This window comes from Porphyrobacter sp. MBR-155, from assembly GCF_040547625.1.
In the GTDB taxonomy this organism is placed as follows: domain Bacteria; phylum Pseudomonadota; class Alphaproteobacteria; order Sphingomonadales; family Sphingomonadaceae; genus Erythrobacter.
The window spans coordinates 77,596-97,820 of the sequence record NZ_JBEPQB010000004.1; the positions used below are offsets into that span (position 1 = coordinate 77,596).

Annotated in this window: 18 protein-coding genes; 1 reads left to right on the forward strand and 17 read right to left on the reverse strand. The window is 61.5% G+C overall.

The genetic code is table 11. The annotated features are described in order from the left end of the window. Window positions 1-35: 35 nt before the first annotated feature. Genes ABIE62_RS05355 through ABIE62_RS05385 form a run of 7 tightly spaced genes read right to left on the reverse strand, consistent with a single transcriptional unit; the run spans window position 36 to window position 9,181 of the window. Window positions 36-746 carry a M48 family metallopeptidase gene (locus ABIE62_RS05355; protein ID WP_354324212.1) on the reverse strand — a complete coding sequence of 237 codons (711 nt, stop codon included), beginning with the start codon at window positions 744-746 and terminating at the stop codon, window positions 36-38. Next, entirely contained in the window at window positions 743-3,979 is a 3,237-nt protein-coding gene (locus tag ABIE62_RS05360; RefSeq protein ID WP_354324504.1) for a type I restriction endonuclease subunit R, read from the reverse strand. The genes ABIE62_RS05355 and ABIE62_RS05360 overlap by 4 nt, the downstream gene beginning before the upstream one ends. 26 nt (window positions 3,980-4,005) lie before the next feature. Continuing rightward, window positions 4,006-4,845 (reverse strand): DUF3800 domain-containing protein, encoded by an 840-nt coding sequence (locus ABIE62_RS05365; protein WP_354324213.1) that lies wholly within the window; start codon window positions 4,843-4,845, stop codon window positions 4,006-4,008. Beyond that, complete coding sequence (locus tag ABIE62_RS05370; RefSeq protein ID WP_354324214.1) at window positions 4,842-6,005, reverse strand: restriction endonuclease subunit S; 1,164 nt, start codon at window positions 6,003-6,005, stop codon at window positions 4,842-4,844. Before ABIE62_RS05370 ends, ABIE62_RS05365 begins: the two co-directional genes overlap by 4 nt. Then, the gene (locus ABIE62_RS05375; RefSeq protein WP_354324215.1) at window positions 5,998-7,038 is read right to left on the reverse strand and encodes a virulence RhuM family protein; all 1,041 of its coding nucleotides are present in this window, start codon (window positions 7,036-7,038) and stop codon (window positions 5,998-6,000) included. The genes ABIE62_RS05370 and ABIE62_RS05375 overlap by 8 nt, the downstream gene beginning before the upstream one ends. Beyond that, window positions 7,038-8,594, reverse strand: coding sequence for a type I restriction-modification system subunit M (locus ABIE62_RS05380; RefSeq protein WP_354324217.1), 1,557 nt, complete (start codon window positions 8,592-8,594; stop codon window positions 7,038-7,040). Before ABIE62_RS05380 ends, ABIE62_RS05375 begins: the two co-directional genes overlap by 1 nt. Continuing rightward, window positions 8,591-9,181, reverse strand: coding sequence for a restriction endonuclease subunit S domain-containing protein (locus tag ABIE62_RS05385; RefSeq protein WP_354324219.1), 591 nt, complete (start codon window positions 9,179-9,181; stop codon window positions 8,591-8,593). Before ABIE62_RS05385 ends, ABIE62_RS05380 begins: the two co-directional genes overlap by 4 nt. A gap of 313 nt (window positions 9,182-9,494) precedes the next feature. On the opposite strand from ABIE62_RS05385, the gene ABIE62_RS05390 reads away from it, so the two are divergent. Beyond that, the gene (locus ABIE62_RS05390) at window positions 9,495-9,713 is read left to right on the forward strand and encodes a hypothetical protein (protein ID WP_454184794.1); all 219 of its coding nucleotides are present in this window, start codon (window positions 9,495-9,497) and stop codon (window positions 9,711-9,713) included. 8 nt (window positions 9,714-9,721) lie between these two features. Here ABIE62_RS05390 and ABIE62_RS05395 read toward each other — a convergent pair whose 3' ends face one another. The 10 genes from ABIE62_RS05395 to ABIE62_RS05440 all read right to left on the reverse strand — a co-directional run bounded on the left by ABIE62_RS05395 (window position 9,722) and on the right by ABIE62_RS05440 (window position 20,209). Further along, entirely contained in the window at window positions 9,722-12,424 is a 2,703-nt protein-coding gene (locus ABIE62_RS05395; protein ID WP_354324220.1) for a conjugal transfer protein TraG N-terminal domain-containing protein, read from the reverse strand. A gap of 29 nt (window positions 12,425-12,453) precedes the next feature. Beyond that, the gene (locus ABIE62_RS05400; RefSeq protein WP_354324508.1) at window positions 12,454-13,803 is read right to left on the reverse strand and encodes a conjugal transfer protein TraH; all 1,350 of its coding nucleotides are present in this window, start codon (window positions 13,801-13,803) and stop codon (window positions 12,454-12,456) included. Window positions 13,804-13,936: 133 nt separating this feature from the next. Next, window positions 13,937-14,767 carry a conjugal transfer protein TraF gene (locus ABIE62_RS05405; RefSeq protein WP_354324221.1) on the reverse strand — a complete coding sequence of 277 codons (831 nt, stop codon included), beginning with the start codon at window positions 14,765-14,767 and terminating at the stop codon, window positions 13,937-13,939. After that, on the reverse strand, window positions 14,748-16,481 hold the full coding sequence (locus ABIE62_RS05410; RefSeq protein ID WP_454184793.1) for a conjugal transfer protein TraN: 1,734 nt from the start codon (window positions 16,479-16,481) through the stop codon (window positions 14,748-14,750). Before ABIE62_RS05410 ends, ABIE62_RS05405 begins: the two co-directional genes overlap by 20 nt. Further along, on the reverse strand, window positions 16,478-17,059 hold the full coding sequence (gene trbC / locus ABIE62_RS05415; RefSeq protein ID WP_354324222.1) for a type-F conjugative transfer system pilin assembly protein TrbC: 582 nt from the start codon (window positions 17,057-17,059) through the stop codon (window positions 16,478-16,480). The genes ABIE62_RS05410 and trbC overlap by 4 nt, the downstream gene beginning before the upstream one ends. A gap of 179 nt (window positions 17,060-17,238) precedes the next feature. Further along, the gene (gene traU, locus ABIE62_RS05420; RefSeq protein WP_354324223.1) at window positions 17,239-18,207 is read right to left on the reverse strand and encodes a conjugal transfer pilus assembly protein TraU; all 969 of its coding nucleotides are present in this window, start codon (window positions 18,205-18,207) and stop codon (window positions 17,239-17,241) included. Between the two features lie 44 nt (window positions 18,208-18,251). After that, window positions 18,252-18,935 (reverse strand): type-F conjugative transfer system protein TraW, encoded by a 684-nt coding sequence (gene traW / locus ABIE62_RS05425; protein ID WP_454184792.1) that lies wholly within the window; start codon window positions 18,933-18,935, stop codon window positions 18,252-18,254. Beyond that, window positions 18,887-19,420: a S26 family signal peptidase gene (locus ABIE62_RS05430; RefSeq protein WP_354324512.1), complete on the reverse strand. Its 534-nt coding sequence runs from the start codon at window positions 19,418-19,420 to the stop codon at window positions 18,887-18,889. The genes traW and ABIE62_RS05430 overlap by 49 nt, the downstream gene beginning before the upstream one ends. Continuing rightward, entirely contained in the window at window positions 19,398-19,799 is a 402-nt protein-coding gene (locus tag ABIE62_RS05435) for a type-F conjugative transfer system protein TrbI (RefSeq protein ID WP_354324227.1), read from the reverse strand. The genes ABIE62_RS05430 and ABIE62_RS05435 overlap by 23 nt, the downstream gene beginning before the upstream one ends. Continuing rightward, complete coding sequence (locus ABIE62_RS05440) at window positions 19,796-20,209, reverse strand: hypothetical protein (protein ID WP_354324229.1); 414 nt, start codon at window positions 20,207-20,209, stop codon at window positions 19,796-19,798. The genes ABIE62_RS05435 and ABIE62_RS05440 overlap by 4 nt, the downstream gene beginning before the upstream one ends. Window positions 20,210-20,225: the final 16 nt, after the last annotated feature.

A 20,225-nucleotide genomic window follows, 5' to 3' on the forward strand; every position in this document is an offset into this window, starting at 1 on the left:
CGTTCTGCGGATCGATGAAATAGTTGCTGGAACAGCTACGTGAATACGATTTCCAGCTTGGCCTTACGTCGCGCATGATCAGGCATCAGCTTCCCTAGCAGGCGGGCAAACTCTGGCCCGTGATTTGGGTATGGAAGGTGGCAAAGCTCATGGGTGATCACATAGTCGATCAGTGGCACCGGCACCTGCACCAGAACATGGTTGAGCACCAAGCTGTGCGACGTTGGAACATAGCTGCCCCAACGCCGCTCCATTTCGACAATCTTTAACTTGGGGCGTTCGAAGTCCGTGCTGAATGGCTGAATGCACGCCGATAATCGTTCAGAAAAGATACGATAACCCTGAACCTCATACCACCGCATCAAGCGATTTCGGATTCTACGCGGTTCATCTGAAGGCACGCCGCCAACAATGATCCGATCGTCCTCGCGGCGGGTACCACGCGCCTCAGGTTCAATCCGCAAACGGTATTGCCGACCAAGAAAATAGTGGGTTTCACCCGGGATGTATCGGCGAGGGGGCAAGGGCGGAGTTCGCAAGGCAGACTCATCGACCTTGTCGAGAATCCATGAGGCTCGCTTGCGGAGAATAGCTTCAATCTGCCTTGCTTCGGCAGCCTCAGGGGCAGTGACAACGACGCTGCCGTCCGGCTTTACAGAGATTCCCAGGGTCTTTCGCGCAGATCTGCGGAGCGTGTAGTCGAACGCTTCCGTGCCGATTTCCAACCGTCCGGCCACCTCGGTCATTGAGCCGCTAGCTTTCTGGCGCGGGCAATGGCCTGATCGAGCATATTGTCGACCAGATCGAAATCTAGGCCATACTGACCGCGCTTGTTCTTGATTTCATCGATGAGAAAGTCGTCCATGTCCTGCCGCATCAGCTTTTCGACGTCTGCGTCGTTGGTCCAGCCCACGCGGGCGTGCTGTCCAATGATGTTCGCGAACTTGAGAGCGATGAGCGATGCCATTTCTTCGGCCTGGACGCCCGAGACTTCACGCATGGAATCGGCGGCCTGCCGGTAAAGCGCACTGGTCAATGGATTGCCACGCACAGCTTCGGGCAGGTCACCGCCACCCTCACCCTGAGCCTCGCGCACAACAGTGGCACGCACATCCTGCGCCTGGTTCAGATACTCAACCTCGCTCAGACGCCCCTCGCGGAATGCGTCGATGATTTCCTGAACCATGCGCGAGAAGCGGACATAGAGCGCGGGGTCTTCCTCCATTCGCTCATTGATGGTGCGAGTTGCCGCCGAAAGAATGGTGTCGGCAACGGAAGCGGGGCTTCCGTTCTGTCCTTCGACCACCTGCCGGAAACTCTGATCGTCGAAGATATCGACGGGGGGAACCACGGACATCAGCTCGCTGGCATCGATATGCTTGTCGAGCAGGGCACGGATAGCCGCCTGATAGCGGCGATAGTCGTAATCCTCGTCAGCATCGCCGTAACGAAGGCGGACCGCCCGGCGCAGCTCCTCGAAGCGCTTCAGGTCCGCCTTGTAGTTGGCAATGACCCGCTCGTTGGTCTCAGCGATCCATTGCTGGCACGAGAACGCAGTCTGCAGCGTGCGGGCGAACGCGCTCAGCCTTTCATAGAAGCGCCTTCGGGTCAGTTCCTCGCGCAAATGGAGCTGGTAGGCTTCCATGTCGAACGCATTGCCGATGCCCTTGAACATGTCGAGCAGCGCGGCATGCCGGTCTGGCAGGAGCTGTGCCTCATCGTGGAGCGAAAGCATGGCCTCGGCGACGTCACTTTCGTCGTAGCCTGCGAACTCGCGATAGCTGGTCAGCGCCTGATCGAGGTTGCCGAGGCTCCCGACATAATCGACGATCCGGCCATATTCCTTCTCGTGCAGCGGGCGGCCCATTTCGTCCTCTTCGCTTGACGAGAACAGCCGGTTCACCCGCGCAATCGCCTGCAACAGCTTATGCTCACGCAGTTCCTTGGCGAGGTAGAGCGTCTGGTTGCGCGGCGCATCGAAGCCGGTGAGCAGCTTGTCGACCACGATCAGCACATCAACGCCAGTGCTTGCGATGAATGCCCGGATCGTGTCCTTCTCAAAGGTCTTGAGCGGCTGCAACGCCGTCACCTGCTTGAGGTATGCCTTGACGACATCATCCTCATCCTCGGCACCCACAGCGTCGTGGCCCTGCCTGTCGTCTTCTTCGGATATGATGACTGCGCTGGTCACGAGCCCGGTTTCGTCGAGCAGTTTCTTGAGCATCACCGCTTCCCGCTTGAACGGTGCGACCAGCTGCGCCTTGTATGGCGTGCCACGCAGGTTGCGCTCGAAATCGTTGGCGACGTCCCAGGCCACTTCCTGAAGCCAGGGCTTCACTCCCTGCACCACCTGCGCCCGGGCCATGCGCTTCTTGAGATCGGCGCACTGGTCGGCCGAAAGTTCGCGCGTCACGCGGTCGAACCACTTGTCGAGCGGGGCCTGCTGCACCGCCATGTCAACATGGCGACCCTCATAAAGCAGCCGGACCACCGCCTTGTCCTCAACGGCGCGATCAATCTTGTAGTCGTGGATCAGCCCGCCGAAGCGGTCGAAAGTGCTCTTTTCCGACTTGAGCAGGGGCGTTCCGGTAAAGCCGATATAGGCAGCCCGCGGCAGCACCTTGCGCATCTGGGCGTGCAGGCTGTCGATGTCAGTCACGGCCTGACTGCGATGGCTTTCGTCGACCAGCACAAAAATGTCCTGATCATCGTCCACGAACTGACCCGCAGCGGCAAGGCCCGAGCGGAACTTGTGGATCAGTGTCGTGACCACCGCGCGCTTTTCCCGGAGCAACCGGATCAGCTCTTTGCCCGTAGCGGCCTGTTCGGGCGATTTGCCGGTGTCGCGGAAGGTGCCGGTAAGCTGGTCGTCGAGATCGACCCGGTCGGTCACCAGGATCAGCCGCGCACGGGGATAGGCCCGCTCGATCGCGCCCGCCAGCATCACCATGGTGAGCGACTTGCCGGACCCCTGCGTATGCCAGATCACACCCCCGGCGCGTTTGCCTGCCTTATCGACCTGTGCCACGCGATCCAGCGTGCGCTCAACGCCGAAGAACTGCTGGTAGCGGGCGACCTTCTTCACGCCATTATCGAACAGGGTGAAGCCGCGCACGATCTTGAGCAAGCGCTCGGGCGTGCAGAGGCCGATCAGCGTGCGGTCGAGTTTGGTGGGCAGACGCCCGCCGCTGCCTGCATCCATCAGACGGTCATGGGCTCGGCGGAACGGGCTGAAATCGGTCCAGATCCGCGCTGCCTCTTCCGGGTCGAGCCCGCGATTGACGCGCGTGTGCAGCTCGCCCTCGCCAAAGCCTTCCTCGCGCCAATGCGCCCAGAAGGGGGCGGGGGTTCCAGTAGTGGCATAGCGCGGAGCGCTGTCATTGGCGGCGATCAGCAGTTGCGCGGGCACGAACAGCCGGGGGATTTCGCCGTCCGGGTTCTGGTTGCGGATCATCTGGCTGACGCCCTCGGCGGTGGCGACGGCGCTCTTCTTCACTTCGATCACCACCAGCGGCACGCCGTTGACGAACAGCACGATGTCGGGCCGCCGGGTATCGTCCCGCCGTTCACGCCGCACCGCGAATTCGCAGGTCATGTGGAAGCGGTTGTTGGCGGGGTTGTCCCAATCGATGACGCGCAGCTGGCGCCCCTTGGTCTCCCCCTCGATCGTCATGTCGACCGAGGTGCCGAGCCGCAGCATATCGCTCGCCCTGCCGTTTGCGGTGAGCAGCCCTTCAGAGAGGTTGGCGGCAAGACCCTTCAGACGGTCCACCGCCTCGCGCGCCGCAGATTCGGTCACGGGATGGCTGCGACCGCGCTGGCGGACCGTGTTGAGTGCGAGGATGCGTTCGGCCAGCACATCTTCCAACACAATGCCATCAAGCCGCCCGCGCCGCTCGGCATCCACCTCAGCGCGGGGCATGTAGCGCCAGCCATTGCGCGCGAGCGTCATCAAGGCGGCAAGCTGCACACCGCCCATTTCCGAGGTCGTGAAGCGGGGCGCGCTCAAAGCGGCCAATCCGGATGTTGGGCTGCGCGGTAAAAGGCAACGCAGAGCTCGTTGGGCGATTGCCCGATCTTCTCGCGATGCGGTTCGAGAATGTCGATCAGCCCCTGATAATAGGCTTGCTCGCCAGCATAAGCTTCCGGCTGCGACTTCAACTCAAGGTGGCGACGATACACATAGCTGATCGCATCAGCGACCTGCACCAGTGACGAATGGTCCGACTTGATGGCGAACGCCGTGTTGATGATGTGATCGAACCGGTTCTGGTCTGTCCGCGGGAGCCAGACGCTTTTCCCATACCGTTTGCCCCGGCATTGATACAGCCCGTCATACCAGTCGCTGCAATCGTAAAGACCGTCTGAAAGCTGTGGCATCTCCTTCTTGTTGTCATCCATGATGAGAACAGTCAGGCCCTTGCTGTTGGCTACGCTCTGCATCTTCTTCTGCACCAGCGCGCTGGTGAACATGCTAGCAGCGATCCAATAGCTGTTGCCGAACGGGTGCCCATGACCAGCGCCCACGGCCGCGTCGAAGGCGTTGAATGACAGTCCGATGCCGAAGATCTTGCCGCCATTGGCCACAGCGAGGCGGCAGATCTCGGTGAGGAAATCCTTGCGTTCCTGTGCATCGATCTGATTCCAGGCGCCCTTGCCATTGATAAAGCGGCTCGTCTTGAGATCGCCCCGGTTGCCGGGGTGCTTGGCAAACAGCGCCTCAAGCTTCGCATCGAAATCGGCGGTTTTCTTCCGAAGCTTGTAGGCGTCGACCATCAGGCCGCACATGACGAAGACGTCACCCTGATCGCGGCCGCCGCTTTCATCGACATAGATGAACTTCATGCTGCCACCTCGATGGTGCCGGGAAGCAGTGCGTCAATGCTTTTGGGGACCGGCAACTTACCGGTGAGCAGTTTCTGCATGAGGCCGCGCTTCTGGTTGCGGAGAAGATTTGCCATAGCTTCGAGCTGCTTGACCTCATCGGAAGCGCTTGTGAGGGTCTGCCCTATCCGCGTCCTCTGATCCTTGGGGATTTTGGGGATCTTGATGGTCTTAAGGTCGGACGCAGAAATGGCGGGGTAGCCCGAACCCGTAACGCGAGCGTGAACTTGCCGTTCGACGATTGCGGACGTCATCAGGTGAAAAATGAATGCGCTATCGCCATTTTCCTTCGGGCTAAGGATCGCATAGCCAGTCGAGAACACCGCGCTTGGGTGCTCATGTACAATGAAGAGCCGGCGGAGGAGAGGGCGAACCGTAGAATACGCCACATCTCCGGGTTTTGCGAGCCGACGGGCGCGAGACGGGCTTACCGAATATGTCATCCACCCCCCAGCCTCGTCGTCGTCGCCAATAGGAAAATACTCGAACTCGAAGTCAGGCGCAGTGGCATTGGGCAACGACGCTGAGTTGACGCGCGTCAGGGTGCCGAGCTCGACGGCATCAGGCCAGCAGTCCAGTTGCCTTTCTGCGGCGGAGATCAACAGCTTCTGTTTTGATTTGGCGAGCTTTTCGCAAGCAGAAATGGCTTCATCCCATGCATCCAGCACCGCCACAATGCGGCGCTGTTCGTCAAGATCAGGCCATTGCACCGGAATTTGCAAGAATTCTTTGGGGTATAGACGTAGGCGATCGTCCGTCAGGCCATAGGAATAAGCCCAGAGCAGATAGAGCGCGCGGTCTGATTTGAGCCAGTGCGCGGCGAAACGGGGATCGAGCGTCGACTTGGCCCGCAGCACAACGTAGGCTGGGCTGACATTGACCGGCGCGCTGGCGAGACCGAACGCTCCCTGCCACATGCGCATCATATTGTAGGCGATGTCACCGGGTTCGACGAGCGAATGCTGCTCAGCGGACAGGCTGGTATCCATCTTCCGGTCCATGTCTTCGCGAAGCACAAGGCCGTCGTTCATGGTGACCGAAGCAAGCGGAAGACCGGGCCGCCCCTTCCGCTTGCTGTGCGTGAAGTAGTGGGAGAGCTTATTGGTCTGGGGATCAGACATCGTCCTTCCCCTTGCGCTTCGGTTTCTTCTTCTCTGCCGCGATACGCTTGGCCGCCTGTGTCGCCTCCTGGAAATGCTGCTCGACCGCGCTGGGGGCATTGATGCGGCGCTGGTTCCAGATGGGGTATTCCGCCTCCACCTTGGCCATGGCGGCGGCATGGCTGATCCGTCCTGCGCCGGTAAGGATGTCGCGATCCGCCAGCTTCAGGAACTCGTCCAGCTTGGCGATCCAGTCCGCCATATGCATCGGGCGCCGCCCCTGTGCCTGCAATTCGGCAAATTCGAGATAGGCCGTGGTGACGCGGTTGAGCGGCTCGATCTGCTCTTCGCTCAGGTAGTTCTTGGCAATCATCGCATCGGCCTTGCGCGGGGACTTGCCCTGTTTCTGGCCGTCCCAGTGCGTCAGGCCCATATGGTCCTTACTGGCATTGGCATGGCTGTAGATCACTTCGGCCGCCGTCTGCCCGTGCGCGGCGTAGTGCATCTTGTTCTGCACCGTCTTGAAGAACCGGGTCGAGCTTTCGGCGCGTGGATCATAGTCCACGCTGGTCGCGTAGATCTCCAGCACCTTCTGGTAGAACCGCTTTTCCGAACTGCGGATGTCGCGGATGCGAGCGAGCAGTTCCTCGAAATAGTCGGTATCGGGGTCCTTCAGGCGCTCGTCGTCCATGACGAAGCCCTTGACTAGATACTGGCTGAGCGCCTCTGCTGCCCAGCGCCGGAACTGCATCCCGCGCGGGGAGCGGACGCGGAAACCGACAGCGAGGATCATGGGGAGGCTGTAGTGGGCGATGCGGCGAGATACCTCGCGCTTCCCCTCCATTCGAACCTGTAAGTAATCGTTACAGGTTGCCGCCTGCTCCAACTCTTCGTCCTCATATATCGCGCGAATGTGCTGGGTGACAGCCTGCGGGGTCACCTGGAATAGCTCGGCAATCTCAGCCTGGCTGAGCCACACATTGCCATCGCGCGCCTGAAGGCGAATGATGGTGACGCCATCCTGGGTCTGGTACTGGATCAGGTCACTGGCCATCAGAGCGAGACCCCCAGTTCCTTCAGGAAGCCGTCCATGCGCTTGCGCGTATCGGCCAACTGCTTTTCCAGCGCCACGATCTCGGCCTGAACAGCGGCAATGTCGACTTCGGCTTCGGCCTCGAAGGTGTCGACGTAGCGGGGGATGTTGAGGTTGTAGCCATTCTCCCGGATCTGAGCGCGCTCGATGAGGGCGGAATAACGCTCCACATCCTTGCGCGCCTGATAGGTGGCCACGATCTTGGCAATGTGGCCTTCCTCCAGCTCGTTCTGCTTCTTGCCGGGGGTGAAATCGCGGCTCGCATCGATGAACATCACATCATCCACGCCAGCGCGCGCGCCGCCCTTTTCCCGCGAACGGTCGAAGATCACAATGCACACCGGGATGCCGGTGGAGGGGAACAGCTGCGCGGGGAGACCGATGACCGCATCGAGCAGGTTCTCCTCGATCAGCTTCTGCCGGATCACACCTTCGGCCGCGCCCCTGAACAGCACCCCATGCGGCGCAATCAGCGCAACCTTGCCCTCACGCGGACGGGCGCTTTCGATCATGTGGCTGACGAAGGCATAGTCCCCGCGCGACTGCGGCGGCAGGCCGCGGTGGTAGCGGTGGAAGCGATCGTTCTTCGCCGTCTCGCTGCCCCACTTTTTGAGGCTGAAGGGCGGATTGGCGATCACCCGGTCAAACCGCATCAGCGCATCTTCGGTCAGGAATTTGGGGTTGGTCAGCGTGTCGCCCCATTCGATGCGCGCGCTATCCAGCCCGTGAAGGAACATGTTCATCCGGGCGAGTGCCGAGGTCTGGTTGGTTGCCTCCTGTCCGAACAGCGCGACATTGGCCTCGCTGGCGTGGTGCTTGCCTTCCTTCTCCGCCACATATTCGGCAGCGCGGATCAGCAGCGTGGAAGAACCACAGGCCGGATCGCAGATGCGGTTGCCCGGCTGCGGATCGGCGAGCTTGACCAGTAGCTCAGACACCTTGCGCGGGGTGAAGAACTCGCCCGCCTTCTTTCCCGCATCGCTGGCGAAGCGCGAAATCAGGTAGATGTAAGTTTCGCCGATCACGTCTTCGGCGGTGTCCTTGCCCGAGAAGCGCGAGGGCGAGAAATCGAGCGCTGGCTTGTGGAAGGTGTCGAACAGATCCTTCACCCGCCGGTTGCGATCTGCCGTTTCGCCCAAACTGTTGCGGCTGTTGAAATCGACTGCGGTGAGCACGTTCTCCAGCTTCGCAAGGTTCGCGTCTTCGATCGCTTCGAGGGCGATGTTGACCAGCTCGCCGATGTTCTCGGCGTTGCGCTGCGAGTAAAGGTCATGGAAGCTGGTGCCGTCAGGGAGCTGGAAGCGGAAGCGCGAAAGGCGGCGTGCAATGCGCGTTTTGTCGCCGTCGTACTGTTCGGCAGCCTGCTTGCGCTCGTCCGCCCAGATGTCGCTGAGGTACTTCCAGAACAGGAAGACAAGGATGTAGTCCTTGTAGTTGGCTGCATCGATGGTACCGCGAAACGTGTCGCAGGCATCCCATGCGGCTTTGTTGACGTCGGACTGTTTGACGGGGGTCATAGGGTGGCTTCTTTCATGGGCAGGGCAGCGGCCTCGGCCAGACAATGATTGATGAGGGTGGAGCGAAGGCGGGCAAGGTGAACGGCCAGACGCAGTTCCTCTGCCGCCTCGCGTGCAAGGGAAACAATCGCCGACTGACGCTGCCAGTCAGGAATGGGAACCTGAAGACTTTTCAACGGGCCTAGCGGAAGGCGCTTGGCTGCTGACCCTTCCCGGCCATCGGCAAGGATTGCCTGCGTTGTCGGCAGATTGAGGTAGGTAACGATGTAGTGCGGGCTGACGCATTCTGGATCGGCGAGCCTGATAACGGCAAGGTCAAGGGTGGCGAACAGCGGCGTGCCCTCAAGATCGGCAGGGTCAATCACAGCGGCGTTGTTGGCATTGCCGCGCAATGAGATCACGATGTCAAATGCACGCAAGGTCCCAGAGCTTCCAGAGGGAGGGGCGCCCACCTTTGTGAGCAGCCGGGGAAGAACGCCGCCGCCATCAAGGTCGCCCACCATCACGGCGCGCGAGTCGCTTGCTCCCCGCACAACGGCGGAACCGCTAAATATGCTGGCGCATGCCTGAAGGTGGATCGCTTTCATGGATTCTAGTTCTAGCCAAAAATCAGAAAATGTCAATGGAATCGCATTCCAAGGGAAAATCGTTTATAACGGCTTCGGCTGATGTCGCATATGGCTGGCCTTATGGCGCTTGGCGTCGCCTACTAACTGATGAAGTGCAGCCTGACGGTTCGTTGGGGATCGCGATGTGTAAGGCATCATTGTGGACCGTGTACTCGCCGGCGCGATCAGAATGCTCTGGCGCGGCTGGGAACCAATTTGCATCTGCCGAAATTTGCTAGCCCCGCTCGAGTGTTTCCTCTATGTTCTAACAAGAAGCGGGATGAATGCCATCATGACCAATTTCGATAACGAAAGCTCCAAAGCTCGCGAAACCCGCAATTGGGATGGGCTGTCCGAGATCGATCAGGCAATCCGTGACAACAGGCTGATGGAGTACCGGGTCAAGAAATCTTGGGCTGATCCTTGGGGACGCAAGCTGACGATACTAGGCGTTTCCCTCATCGTTGCAGTGTTCGCTTTTTTGGCAGGCGCGTCATTCGGACTGTGGTGATCCGAACATCACCACTGCTTTACATCATCCGCTGCCTCTGCACTCGCGCCCTTGGCGCCCTTGGTAACTGCGTCCAGGCGCGATTTCGATCCGCCTATCGTCTGGCGACCGCCAGCCTGAGCTCGCTGCACCTCATTTTGGATGGTTACTGTGTCCACCTGAGGGACCTCAGCTGGAACTCCCTGGCCAATCTGCGCGCGCCCACGCACGGAGCCTGGACCGGATATCGAAGGGCGAGAAACGGGCTGACCTGCGGATAGAACAAGGCGATCTTCAATCCCGTCGCGAAGTTGCTCGGCGTAGCTTCCGATGAATTTCCCCTGCAGTGCTTGGCCTTCCGAGCTGAGCTGGAAAGCGATGTCGTCGAACCGCGCGGTGCCGTAGAAATCGCGATTGCCTTCGATCTCGGCCAAGCCCCAGTCTCTATAGGCTTGCGATAGGTTGAGGTTGCCCGCTGCACTGTCGCCTTCGAAGAAAGATGCTTGGCTTTCGAGGCGATTGGCAAGCTCTTCAGCCCGGCGTGCCTCTACGGTGTAGCTTTGCGCCTCTGTCAGAGAGGCATTCAAGCCGCTCGCGGTGCTAGAGACTGACGAGTTAGACGAGGTACTGACGGACCGGACGAAGCCGTCGCGGGTGTTCGACCAATTTCGGCTATCCGACATTTGAGACAGACTCCCGAAGATTCGCGAACGATCCTCCGATGCTATGCCGATATCACTGTCGGTCCAGGTCCGTGTCCCACCGCCCTTTGCGCCTATGCTTCCAGAAAGCACCCCATTTGACAGGCCCGCTTTGGCTCCCGCCTCGCCACCAAGGAACCAGGCCGTAGAGATGTCATCAGCGGCCCTGCGCGAAAGCCCGAACTGCCGCTGTAGGTTGGTGGATGCTTGATCGACCTCGCTGAACGCGGTTTGGATGCTGTCGGAGTTCGATGTCCCGCTGGCGCTCTCGAAGGAATTGCCCTTGCTGAACTGGTCCCTGAGCTCGCGGAACCTGCTCACTGCACTGGATGTCGATTCCGCGGCGACGTTGGCATAGCTTTCGCTATTGGCACGAGCCTCCGATGCCATCGTCGACAGCCGCGATGTAAATTCCTGCCCCAGCGTCGGAGTGAAGGGATAGCTCGAATTCGGCAGCTGATCGTAGCTGGCTTGGCCGAAGCTCGTGGTGACCGCGCCGCTATCGCTAACCGTGCGGGTCTGCTGTGCGCCATAGGTGAAGCTTGGGGCTACCGTTCCTTGTGCGAACTGACGTGTCATGACGCTCGAGTTCTCGAAGCTGGTATTGCCGAGCGAGACATTGCCGGTGCTCGCCTCGCGGGCAGCTTCTTCGGCAGCGTTCTGGCTCGGATTGAGATAGCTCGTTGCCTGATGCGAGATCGCCATGGCGCCCCTCGCAACACCGCCAGCGAGGAAAGGGACTGAGGCGATCAGGTATCCTGCAAGAAGGCCGATATCGCTGTTGACGTCGGCCATGCCGGTGAAGCTGGCAAGGCTCAGACCGTTCGCGCCCGTCGCCGCAGTCATGTCAGCCGAGCCCTTGTACATCAGCATCATGTGCAAAATGACGAACAGGGGGCCCCAGGCGGCAAGGTAGAAGAAGCCGGTGACATAGCCTTTCAGGGCCATCGGCCCAGTCTTGGGCATCAGGAACAGCGGGAAAAGGACCGGGAACAGCGCGTAGAACAGCACCGTAAGTACGATGTTGAGCAGCGGCACCCACTTCATCGCGTTGCTGGCAATCGAGCCATAGGTCCGCTCGGTCTGAATGTCGGCGCGCGTCTGCGCATAGACATCGACATTCCCGGCACCGGTTGCCGCTGACATGGAATGCATCGCCTGACTCATGGCGTTGATGGTGAGCGTCTGCTTGAAGATGTCGGTCGCATTGGCCGATACGCCGGTGAGGTACTGGTAGGCCACGGGCAGATCGGCAAACAGCTTGGCTTTGGCGAGCGTCGCCGTCTGATTGGGATAGAGCTGCCGCCCGAAGACCGTGCCCATGCTGTCGACGAGGCTCGTCCACTGGCCATTGAGCGCGCCATAAGCTTCGCGGCAGGTTACGATATCCGAGATCACCTCGCCCGAACTCGCATCGCGCGTGAGGAAGCGCTGCGCCCGTGCCAGGCTGCCGGGCGCAATGGTCGCCCAGATGTCGCCGCTCTCGGCCAGTTCCTTCATCGAGTAGCGACCCAGCAGCACATCGTAGAAGACGCATTGCCGGAAATGCTCATCGAGATTGGCGGCAAATTCCGGATCGGAGATGCGCAAGGAGCGCGTCGCATCATACAGCCGCGCGCCATAGATCATGCCATTCTTAGAATAGTTGAGATCGCCGGGAAGGGCGAACACCACCTCGGCCGAGCCGGTGAGATAATCGCCCACCTGGCTGGTAAAGCTCGCCATTAGCGCAAGGCCTAGCGGCACATTGCTGACAGTGGCTGGCGCGAGGCTGGGATTGAGCCGGTCGGTGACGCGCACATCGAGCCGCGGCACCATCAGGCATGAGTAGATGAGGGTCGCACCAAGGAACCAGTTGATCCATGCGCGCCAGTCCTGATTGAAGGCCAGCGTGATCGCCGACAGAGCGAGGCCCATGACCATCACGACCTGCAGCAGGCTCTTGTAGCCGCCGTTGCCGGTCCAGGCAGCGACAGCCTGAAAGACATTGACGAGATAATCGCCGCCGCCGACCGTGAAGATCTCAACCATTGTGCTGCGCTTTCGGCTCGTCAGTGGAATTATTGGGTGAGGGCGCGGGTCTGAACGCCGCGCGACCAGTCGAGCGACGCTGCCATGCCCGGCGACATCGAGGCGGCCAGTACGTTCTCGATGAAAGCGGTTTTCTCGATGATCTGCATGATCGCGCCGACCTTGAGGTGCGTGTTGGCCTGCCGGTCCGCCAACGTCTGGCGCACGACATTCACCTGACCCTGCCACATCGCGATCTTGGCCTCGTCAGCGCCAATGAAGCTCGACATCGACCGGCCTGCCTCGCTGACGATCCGGTCAAGCACCGCGAACAGGAGGTCGACGCTCGCGATCTCAGCGAGGGTCTCGCGGTCATCGGTCGGCATGCCCCGGCCATAGGCCGCTTGCACAGTCAGGATTTTGTAGAGCGGGATCGAGGAGACCTGCAGGAGCTCCTTCTGCGCGTCGGTGATCGGTGTATCCTCGCGGATCGCGCCCACCATGCCGGCGATCAGCGCCGATACTCTCGGGCGCAACGCCTTCGATGCGGAAAGGCTCAATGGCTTGAAGCCAGGGTTGAGGCATTTGTCCGGCTCGTCGCAGTCATAGATCAGGACATTGCTGCCGCTCGTGCCATCGAGCAGCGAGGTCACAAGCGTCGAGGACGCTTCGCCCGCAATCGGAATGAACTTGCCCGGCTGGTCGTCGGTCGGCGGCACGTAGATGATCGTCCCGAGCAGGGTCATTGCATATTCAGCGAGTTCGCGATCGAAGTTGCCGCCCGGTGAGAAGAACGCGGACTTCTTGAGGATCGTCCAGGTGTAGTTGCGCGCCACGCCCGGATTGACGTCGTCATACTTGCCTGCACCCTGCGCAGTCGTGCTGGTGCGCTGGCCTCTGGTGCCGCAGCCATGCTTGGCTGCGGCATAGTCGGTGAAGATCCCTTCCGAGTTTCCGATCGCCTCGCAGACGGCCTTGTCCGCCAGATCGCCCTTGGGCCAGATGCCGCCGACCAACCCTTGCGCCATTTCGCAGGAGTTGATGTTGAGGTTGTTCATGAGCTGCGCTTTCTGGCTGAACTCCTGCATAATCTTCGAGCACTCGGGGCAGACTGTGTCGATCGCGAGGCTGAAGGCAAAGCCGACCGCGTTGTTGGCCACCGCCTTCATCATCGCGACGATTTCACTGGCATTGATGAAGCTGAAGGACCCGGCAAAGATGTCGATGCCGCCGCAGCCGGCCCGGGCGCGGGGCAGCTGCAGATTGGCGATGTTGGTCGTCTTCTGCGGGAAGCGCGTCCAGACATTGCCGAGACTGTAATAGCCTGCCGACTGTCCTTCGAACGCCGTCGGCCCCGTCACATTGGCGGCGCCGCCAACATCGTTGAGGAAGGAATCCATCGAGCTTCCCACATCCGCCGAGACGCTCGACAGGGGGAGCGTTACGGCAAGAAAGCCGGCGATGAGGCGTTTTGCGGTCAGCGCTGCGCGCTGTTTTGGGGCGGGGTGGAGACTACGCTTCTGGCGCGATGGATCAATAGTCACGTCCGGCTTCCTTCGATGTGAGGAGGAAAATGCGGTCCTGAAGCTCGTCAGCGCTCATCACGCCGTAGCCGATCGGGATGGGCTGGTTCTTGAGGGCGTCCCACAGGACCACGGCGGGCGTGATCCTGGGCTCCAGACCCATGCGGGTGCGCTGGTTGGTCTCGACCGTGTAGCCCGGGAAATGGCGCGAGGGCCCGCCGTCGGTGGAGATCGCCCGCACCGTGATCTTCCAGCGCGAGGCTACGCCCTGCACGATCGGCGACATCACCTCGCAGGCCGCGCAGCTCTGGGCGAAGAAGTAGAACAGCCCGTAGCGCTCCGAGAGCTGCGCCATCGTGGCATCGCGCTCGGCGCTGCGGCTGTCCTGCCATTGGCGCTTGCCAAGCGTCGAGACCGGCCGCTGCAGCGTGTAGTCGAGCTCGGGATCCTGCCAGATCGCCCGCTGCCAGACATCGCTGAACAACGACGCACGATCGAGTTGCTCGCGCTGAAAGCGAATATAGGCAGTCACATTCGCCGGGGTCGGCTCGAGAATGGCTTTGGCCTTGAGCTCGCGCAGGGTTGAGGTGATCGCATCGAGCTGGGTTGACGCACTTGGAGCGGCCGTCGGTGTCGTCTGCTCAGCCGGCTTTGGCCGGGTGCAGTAGAACCAGTAGCCGAGCTTGCGCTCCTCGCAGTAGAAGCTGTCCTGCGCCTCGACGTTCTTGGGTGCGGGCTGCTCCTGTGCTTGTGCCGGAGCGGTTTGGACACCCAGGCAGGCGAGGGCGCCGAGGCAGACGGCAAGCGGGCGCCAAGCGCCCCTAGTTGCTGGCACTGGCATAATAGTCCTCGATTTTTTGCTGGAGATCGCTCGCGACCGCGAGTTCGTCGGGCAGACGGGCCGCTTCGGTGAATTCGGCATAGACCTCGCTGAAATCCATCTGGCTGAGGTCGAGCCGCGAGAATTCCTCGAGGGTGAAGCCGCGGCATTGCTCGGTTTTGGGCTTGGCCCAAGGCTTGTTCAGCTGCTTGCGACCCTGCTCTTGCAGGATCCGCGACAGCTTCGATTCAAAGCAGCAATAGACCTTCTTCTTGGTCAGGCAGACGCCGAGAAAGCTGTCCGAGCAATAGGTCCCGACATAGGCGCACAGGCCCTGCGCATCGCGCTCATGCAGCAGCATTTCCTCGCGGCTGCAGCCAAGGCTGACCAGGAGCTGGATGCCGGGGATCAGCGGAAAGCCCTTGCCCTTGCAGCAGTTGAGCACGCCGAAGACCTTGGACGAGCAGGTGTTGCGAGTGCCCTTGAACAGGCTGAGGTTGTCGGGATCAAACTCGCGGCGTGCCTGGTCGATCGCATTAAGCGCGACCACGGCGTCCTTGAACTCGTCATTGGCTTCGCGCGTAATCGTCTCGCAGGAGCCGTCGATGCAGTAGACATCGGCGTCGCAGATAAACTGGTTGGGACTGCCCGGTTGATCGGGCACCGGGCAGTCATAGACCCGCTCCCAGGTGCGGCAGGGTTCACCCGACAAGCACTCCTCGCCTACCAAGTTGCAGCCCGGCGTTGTCTCGAGTGTCTGGCAGTCCTGTGCTTCGACATATTGCGCGCAAGCGTACTGCCGCTCCCACGCCCAGCAGGGCTGCGTCACGGCAACGCCGTCAATGATCCGGGTGACCGGATCGCTGTCGCTGCAGACCTCGGTGGCCTGGCGGCAGCTGGTATCCGATGCGAGGCTGGCACACCGGCTTTCGTCGCGATTGGTTGATATGCTCCGCGTCGCGACGATGTTCTGAAGTTCGCCGCCTGAAACTGGGGCGGGGCAGGACATGACGCTGATGGGGTTTCCGGGCTCTGCACAGAAGCGCGGGCCGCCGAAGTCGGCCCATTGCAGGCAAGGACCTTCGATAAAGCCCGTGCGCTCGCAGCCTGCAGCGTCGAACCGTGTGCAGCTCTCCTGATCGCCAGAGCCGAACTCGTTGCACCAATAGATGTAGCGAGTCTGTGTCTCGACTTCGACATTGAGCAGGATCGCACAGCTGCGCGTCTCCTCGCTCGCGGTGTAGCCGACATTGCAGGTTGCCATGTAGCGCGCGCCGCTCCCGCTCCCGGGGGGTAGCGGGACGCAGCGGCCCTGCGATCCGCTGACGCTCATGCCGCTGGTGAAGGCGAGCGGATCGGTGTTGATTAGATCGCTGCGCGCGATCACGGCATCAAGATCCTGGGGTGCAAAGCGTGCACGCCGCTCCATGGAATCACGCATCGTGCGATAGCCACTGTGGCCATTCGCCTGACTGGCTGCCTCGCGCTCCATGCGCGCCGGATCATTGAAATAGCGTGCTTCACCTGGATCGCTGCTGAAATTGGGAATGCGGCTCGCATCGGGGCGGGTGGTTGCGGCGCCTTGCGCAGCCGCCGCCTGTTCGCGCCCGAACGCCTTGCCATCAGCCTTGGCCGCGACGGTGCTGCCTGGGGCTTGCGGCGCATTCTGCGCCTCGGCCGCAGGTGCAAGCCACACTCCGAAGGCAGCGAACCCGGTGATGAGAGTCCGGATCATTGGTCCGCACCCTTGAGACGAGCAAGATACTGGGCGGCGATGCGCGCGGCAGGACCGCCGCCCCGCGCGATCGTCTCAAGCGCGAAATCGGCCGTCACATTGCCGCTGAGGCGGTCATGCGGCGGGATTTGCGTCTGGCAGTCGAACCCGTCGCACAGGTCAAAGTCGGTACTTGCGACCACATAGGTTGGGACGGCAGTGACGTTGAACGCCCGGAACAGCCGGGGATCGATCCCGACACTGCCAAGTTGATCCTGATCCAGCGCAACCTTGCTGAGCGCTTCGGTCAGCACCTTGGCGCTTCCTGATGGAAAGCCGCGCAGCGCGACAACGCCGCCTGCCGCGTTCACTCGGCCGATCATGTCGCGCAAGGCGGCGGGCGGCATCGACAGTGAGGCAAAGGCAATGAAGCGCGGCGCCTCACCCAGATTGCCTTTGGCCGCTTTCCCGGCAGCGGTCACCATCTGATCGAAATCGAAGATTAGGTCCGATGGCTGCGGGGTCGCAGTTGGTACTGTCCGCGCATAATCTTGGCCATGCGCCTGCGCCTCGAGCGCAGCCGCATCTGCTTGGTCCATGACCGCGTTGGCCCGGTCCCGGGCCGTGGCAGCCAGTGCATCGGCTTCGCCCGCATCACTTTGCGCCCTTGCGCGAATGGCAGCGAGATCAAGCTCGGGCTCGATCGTCTGCGCGGCCGCGCCCCCGAGGGCTGCAAGGCTTACGAAAAACGTAAGTACAGGAAGGGTGTAGGGCTTTCTCATAGCGCGCAGCAGTTCCGTTTGCGCCAGACCAGGTAGCCCATGTCCTCGCCGATGGCGGGGTAGACCTGTCCTGCTGACATGAAGGTGGTGGAGGCGCCAATCGGCGCGCAGGCATAGCGGCCCTTGGTCTGCGGATTGGGGTTGGTGGCCTGGAAGCGGTATTGCTGCTTCCTCATCGCCGGCATGAGGTACTTGCCGCACAGACCCTTGCTGCCCATCGTGCCCCAGGCGACGAGCTGGCGATGCAGCTTGTAGGAGAAGCGCGACAGAGCGAGGCGCGAGGCCTGGACATGGCCAATCGTCGCCGAGACATTACCATTCAGGGGATACATCGTGCCCTGGCAGCCAGCGCACCAGAACAGGTCATCGACCGGGAGCTTCGATGTGGCTGCAACGCAGTCGGCAGCGCAGGCTGCGAGTGCCAGCGGATTGGCGAAGAGGACGCTTTCAGGATTGATGATCGCAGTGAGCTCGCTGTCCTGCCACAGCGGATCGATCTCGCTCACATAGAGGATGTCGACCGAGCCTGCCTCAAGGCAAAGGAAATCGGCGACCAGCTCCATCCAGTAAATCAGCGGGTAGGCATACCAGTGGACATGCCACTGCGAATGGTACTGTGTTGCGCCGCCCACCGCTGAAGGCCCGGCCATGGTCTTGAATCCGATGTCGAAGCCCGGGTCGATTTTCATCCCACCAAGATTGACGAAGCACCACGGCTTCATGCTGACATCGGCGAGGCGCACCGGCTCCCAGAAGCCCATCGCGATCCCGGGACGAATGCCGCACAGGCACACGGGAAGATCCGGGTTGTCGGGGTCAGGGCGGTTCGAGGGCCAGATCTTGAGGCTGCCCACCGAGATCGGGAACAGGCACGACCAGCAGATATCGGTAATCGGGTTGACGAACTTGCCGGTGCATTTGCCCGGGCCCGCGTCAGCACTTGCCGGCGAGCTTATCGCCAACATCAAGAGTGCAGCGCAAATCCATCTTAAGAAGATGCTTTGTCGGTTCATGATGGCGTATGACCTCCGCCTTTGACCGGTGTTTCGGTGATACGGAGGACGCGGCCCTGCTGCTCGACCACGGCGGGCACAGCGCGGATGCCGAAGTGCTTCACCAGGGTGCCGCCCTGGTCGAAATAGAACCGGCGTTGGCGCGCTTTCATGAGGGCGAGCGGTGCGCCGCGCACGAGGATCAGCTTGGCATTCGTCTTGCCGAAGCGTGCGCTCGCCCAGGCCAGCTGCGCAGGATCGTCGCCATCAAGAAACACCAGCGGTGCACGCATCGACACAGTATCGAGCGGATTGACCCGCGTGCCGGCCGCAATGATGATCCGGCCTTTCTCGTCGGCAATATCGCGCTCAGCGCTGATGGTCGGATCGAACTGCCAGCTTCGATGGCTCGCCGCATGGATGATCCCGGCGACCGGCTCGGGCCGGTTGACCCTGGCTATCGTCCGCTGTTTGAGGCGCTCATTGAGGCGCGCGGTTTCGCCGCTTGCCTCGAGGTGTTTGAGCCGCGCTTCGATCTGCTCGAGCAGATCAGGCTCGATCACCGGCCAGAGTGTTCCGTGCTGGCCATAGTCCTTTGCTACCGCAGGTATGCTGCAGGAAAGCAGGAGCAGGACAGGGACGAGAAGCGGTTTCACAGGATCGCCCTCCCGGTCCCAAGGATGCGCTCGCGGCAAATCCATCCGATCGCGGCGTAGCGGCTGTCGAACCCGTCCTTGTGCGGGGTGGCGACGAAGTAGCAGTTCTCAGGAACCTTGCCGGTGGGCCCAAGCGCCAGCGGTTCGCCGAGGCGGCTTGTCAGCTTGGCGGTTGCCACAGGGCGACCGTTTACATGAAACGTGCGGTCCTCGCGGGTCACGAGATCGCCGGGCATGCCGCTGACGATCTTGCCAAAGGGCTGAGGGCGCGTCCCAAAGTGCTTCTCGAGCAGCGGCGAGGCGGGTGGGGTGAAGAGAATGATATCGCCGCGTTGAGCGGGCTCGTCGCGGCTCGTCCAGATCGCCCAATAGGGCAGGCTTGGGCTCACATTGATCATCAGCGCGTGGCTGGTGGCAAAGCCGCTGAGCGCGGTAAGGCCAAACGCGCCCGCGCCTACACACGCTACGAGCGCGAGACGGCGAGCCGTGGCCGAGCGGGCAAAGATGTCAGCGCCGCGCATCGGGAACACCGGCAATGCGCCGCGCCACATCGGCGCGGACGCTTTCGGTCAAGTCGGGCGCGCTGCCCGAGACCACTGCTTCTGCGACAAGCACGGTGCGGCCCTCGCGCCCCAGAGCTTGGACCGATGCCTCGACCGCCTTCAGATAGAGCTCCACCCGCATGCGGGTTTCTTCAGGGGGACGACCGGCGCGCGCCTCGGCTTCGATGAATTCGCCCATGATCTGGCTCAGCTGGACCGTAACGACCTCGCGCTTTTCGAGGTTAAGCAGCCGATCGGTCGCCCAGACACCCCAAAGCGTGGAGCCGATCATGCTTGCTCCGAGCAGCATCGCAGTCGGGCTGAGAGCGAGGCCGCGCCACTTTTGTGTTGCCAATATGTTCTTCACTTCTTTCCTCCCAAAAGGTCGCGCTCGAGATCCCTGAGGAAGCGCGGCAAGCGCCAGGCTGCGATCAGTGTTGCGGCGGCGATCAGCACCAGCTTGAACTCAGCGAGAAAGCTGACCTGCCGGGCGTGGTCCGCCGCGAGGAAGCGCTCGGCCAGATTGGCAAGGTGCGCAAAGAGGCTCGGAGCGTCGCCGCCCGAGATCGCGAGAAAGAAGACCAGCGGCACGCCGAGCGCCATCAGGTAGCTCGAACCCAAAAAGGTGCTGACCCTCAGCGTAATGAAGCACAGGTCCCCTGCGCGCGTGCGCCAGCCTTTGTGAGCCTTTTCGTCACGAGACGCATCGAGCGCGTCGCCTTGCGCGGGGTTGGGCTCTGCGGCGGCAAGCAGAGGGAGGGGCGGGGATGTGGTCATGGAAGGTGATCCTCAG

Bases quoted from the DNA above. Each gene is read 5' to 3' on its own strand.
- ABIE62_RS05355 (WP_354324212.1), bottom strand. From the start codon at position 746: ATGACCGAGGTGGCCGGACGGTTGGAAATCGGCACGGAAGCGTTCGAC.
- ABIE62_RS05360 (WP_354324504.1), bottom strand. From the start codon at position 3,979: ATGGGCGGTGTGCAGCTTGCCGCCTTGATGACGCTCGCGCGCAATGGC.
- ABIE62_RS05365 (WP_354324213.1), bottom strand. From the start codon at position 4,845: ATGAAGTTCATCTATGTCGATGAAAGCGGCGGCCGCGATCAGGGTGAC.
- ABIE62_RS05370 (WP_354324214.1), bottom strand. From the start codon at position 6,005: ATGTCTGATCCCCAGACCAATAAGCTCTCCCACTACTTCACGCACAGC.
- ABIE62_RS05375 (WP_354324215.1), bottom strand. From the start codon at position 7,038: ATGGCCAGTGACCTGATCCAGTACCAGACCCAGGATGGCGTCACCATC.
- ABIE62_RS05380 (WP_354324217.1), bottom strand. From the start codon at position 8,594: ATGACCCCCGTCAAACAGTCCGACGTCAACAAAGCCGCATGGGATGCC.
- ABIE62_RS05385 (WP_354324219.1), bottom strand. From the start codon at position 9,181: ATGAAAGCGATCCACCTTCAGGCATGCGCCAGCATATTTAGCGGTTCC.
- ABIE62_RS05390 (WP_454184794.1), top strand. From the start codon at position 9,495: ATGACCAATTTCGATAACGAAAGCTCCAAAGCTCGCGAAACCCGCAAT.
- ABIE62_RS05395 (WP_354324220.1), bottom strand. From the start codon at position 12,424: ATGGTTGAGATCTTCACGGTCGGCGGCGGCGATTATCTCGTCAATGTC.
- ABIE62_RS05400 (WP_354324508.1), bottom strand. From the start codon at position 13,803: ATGGATTCCTTCCTCAACGATGTTGGCGGCGCCGCCAATGTGACGGGG.
- ABIE62_RS05405 (WP_354324221.1), bottom strand. From the start codon at position 14,767: ATGCCAGTGCCAGCAACTAGGGGCGCTTGGCGCCCGCTTGCCGTCTGC.
- ABIE62_RS05410 (WP_454184793.1), bottom strand. From the start codon at position 16,481: ATGATCCGGACTCTCATCACCGGGTTCGCTGCCTTCGGAGTGTGGCTT.
- trbC (WP_354324222.1), bottom strand. From the start codon at position 17,059: ATGGACCAAGCAGATGCGGCTGCGCTCGAGGCGCAGGCGCATGGCCAA.
- traU (WP_354324223.1), bottom strand. From the start codon at position 18,207: ATGTTGGCGATAAGCTCGCCGGCAAGTGCTGACGCGGGCCCGGGCAAA.
- traW (WP_454184792.1), bottom strand. From the start codon at position 18,935: ATGGATTTGCCGCGAGCGCATCCTTGGGACCGGGAGGGCGATCCTGTG.
- ABIE62_RS05440 (WP_354324229.1), bottom strand. From the start codon at position 20,209: ATGACCACATCCCCGCCCCTCCCTCTGCTTGCCGCCGCAGAGCCCAAC.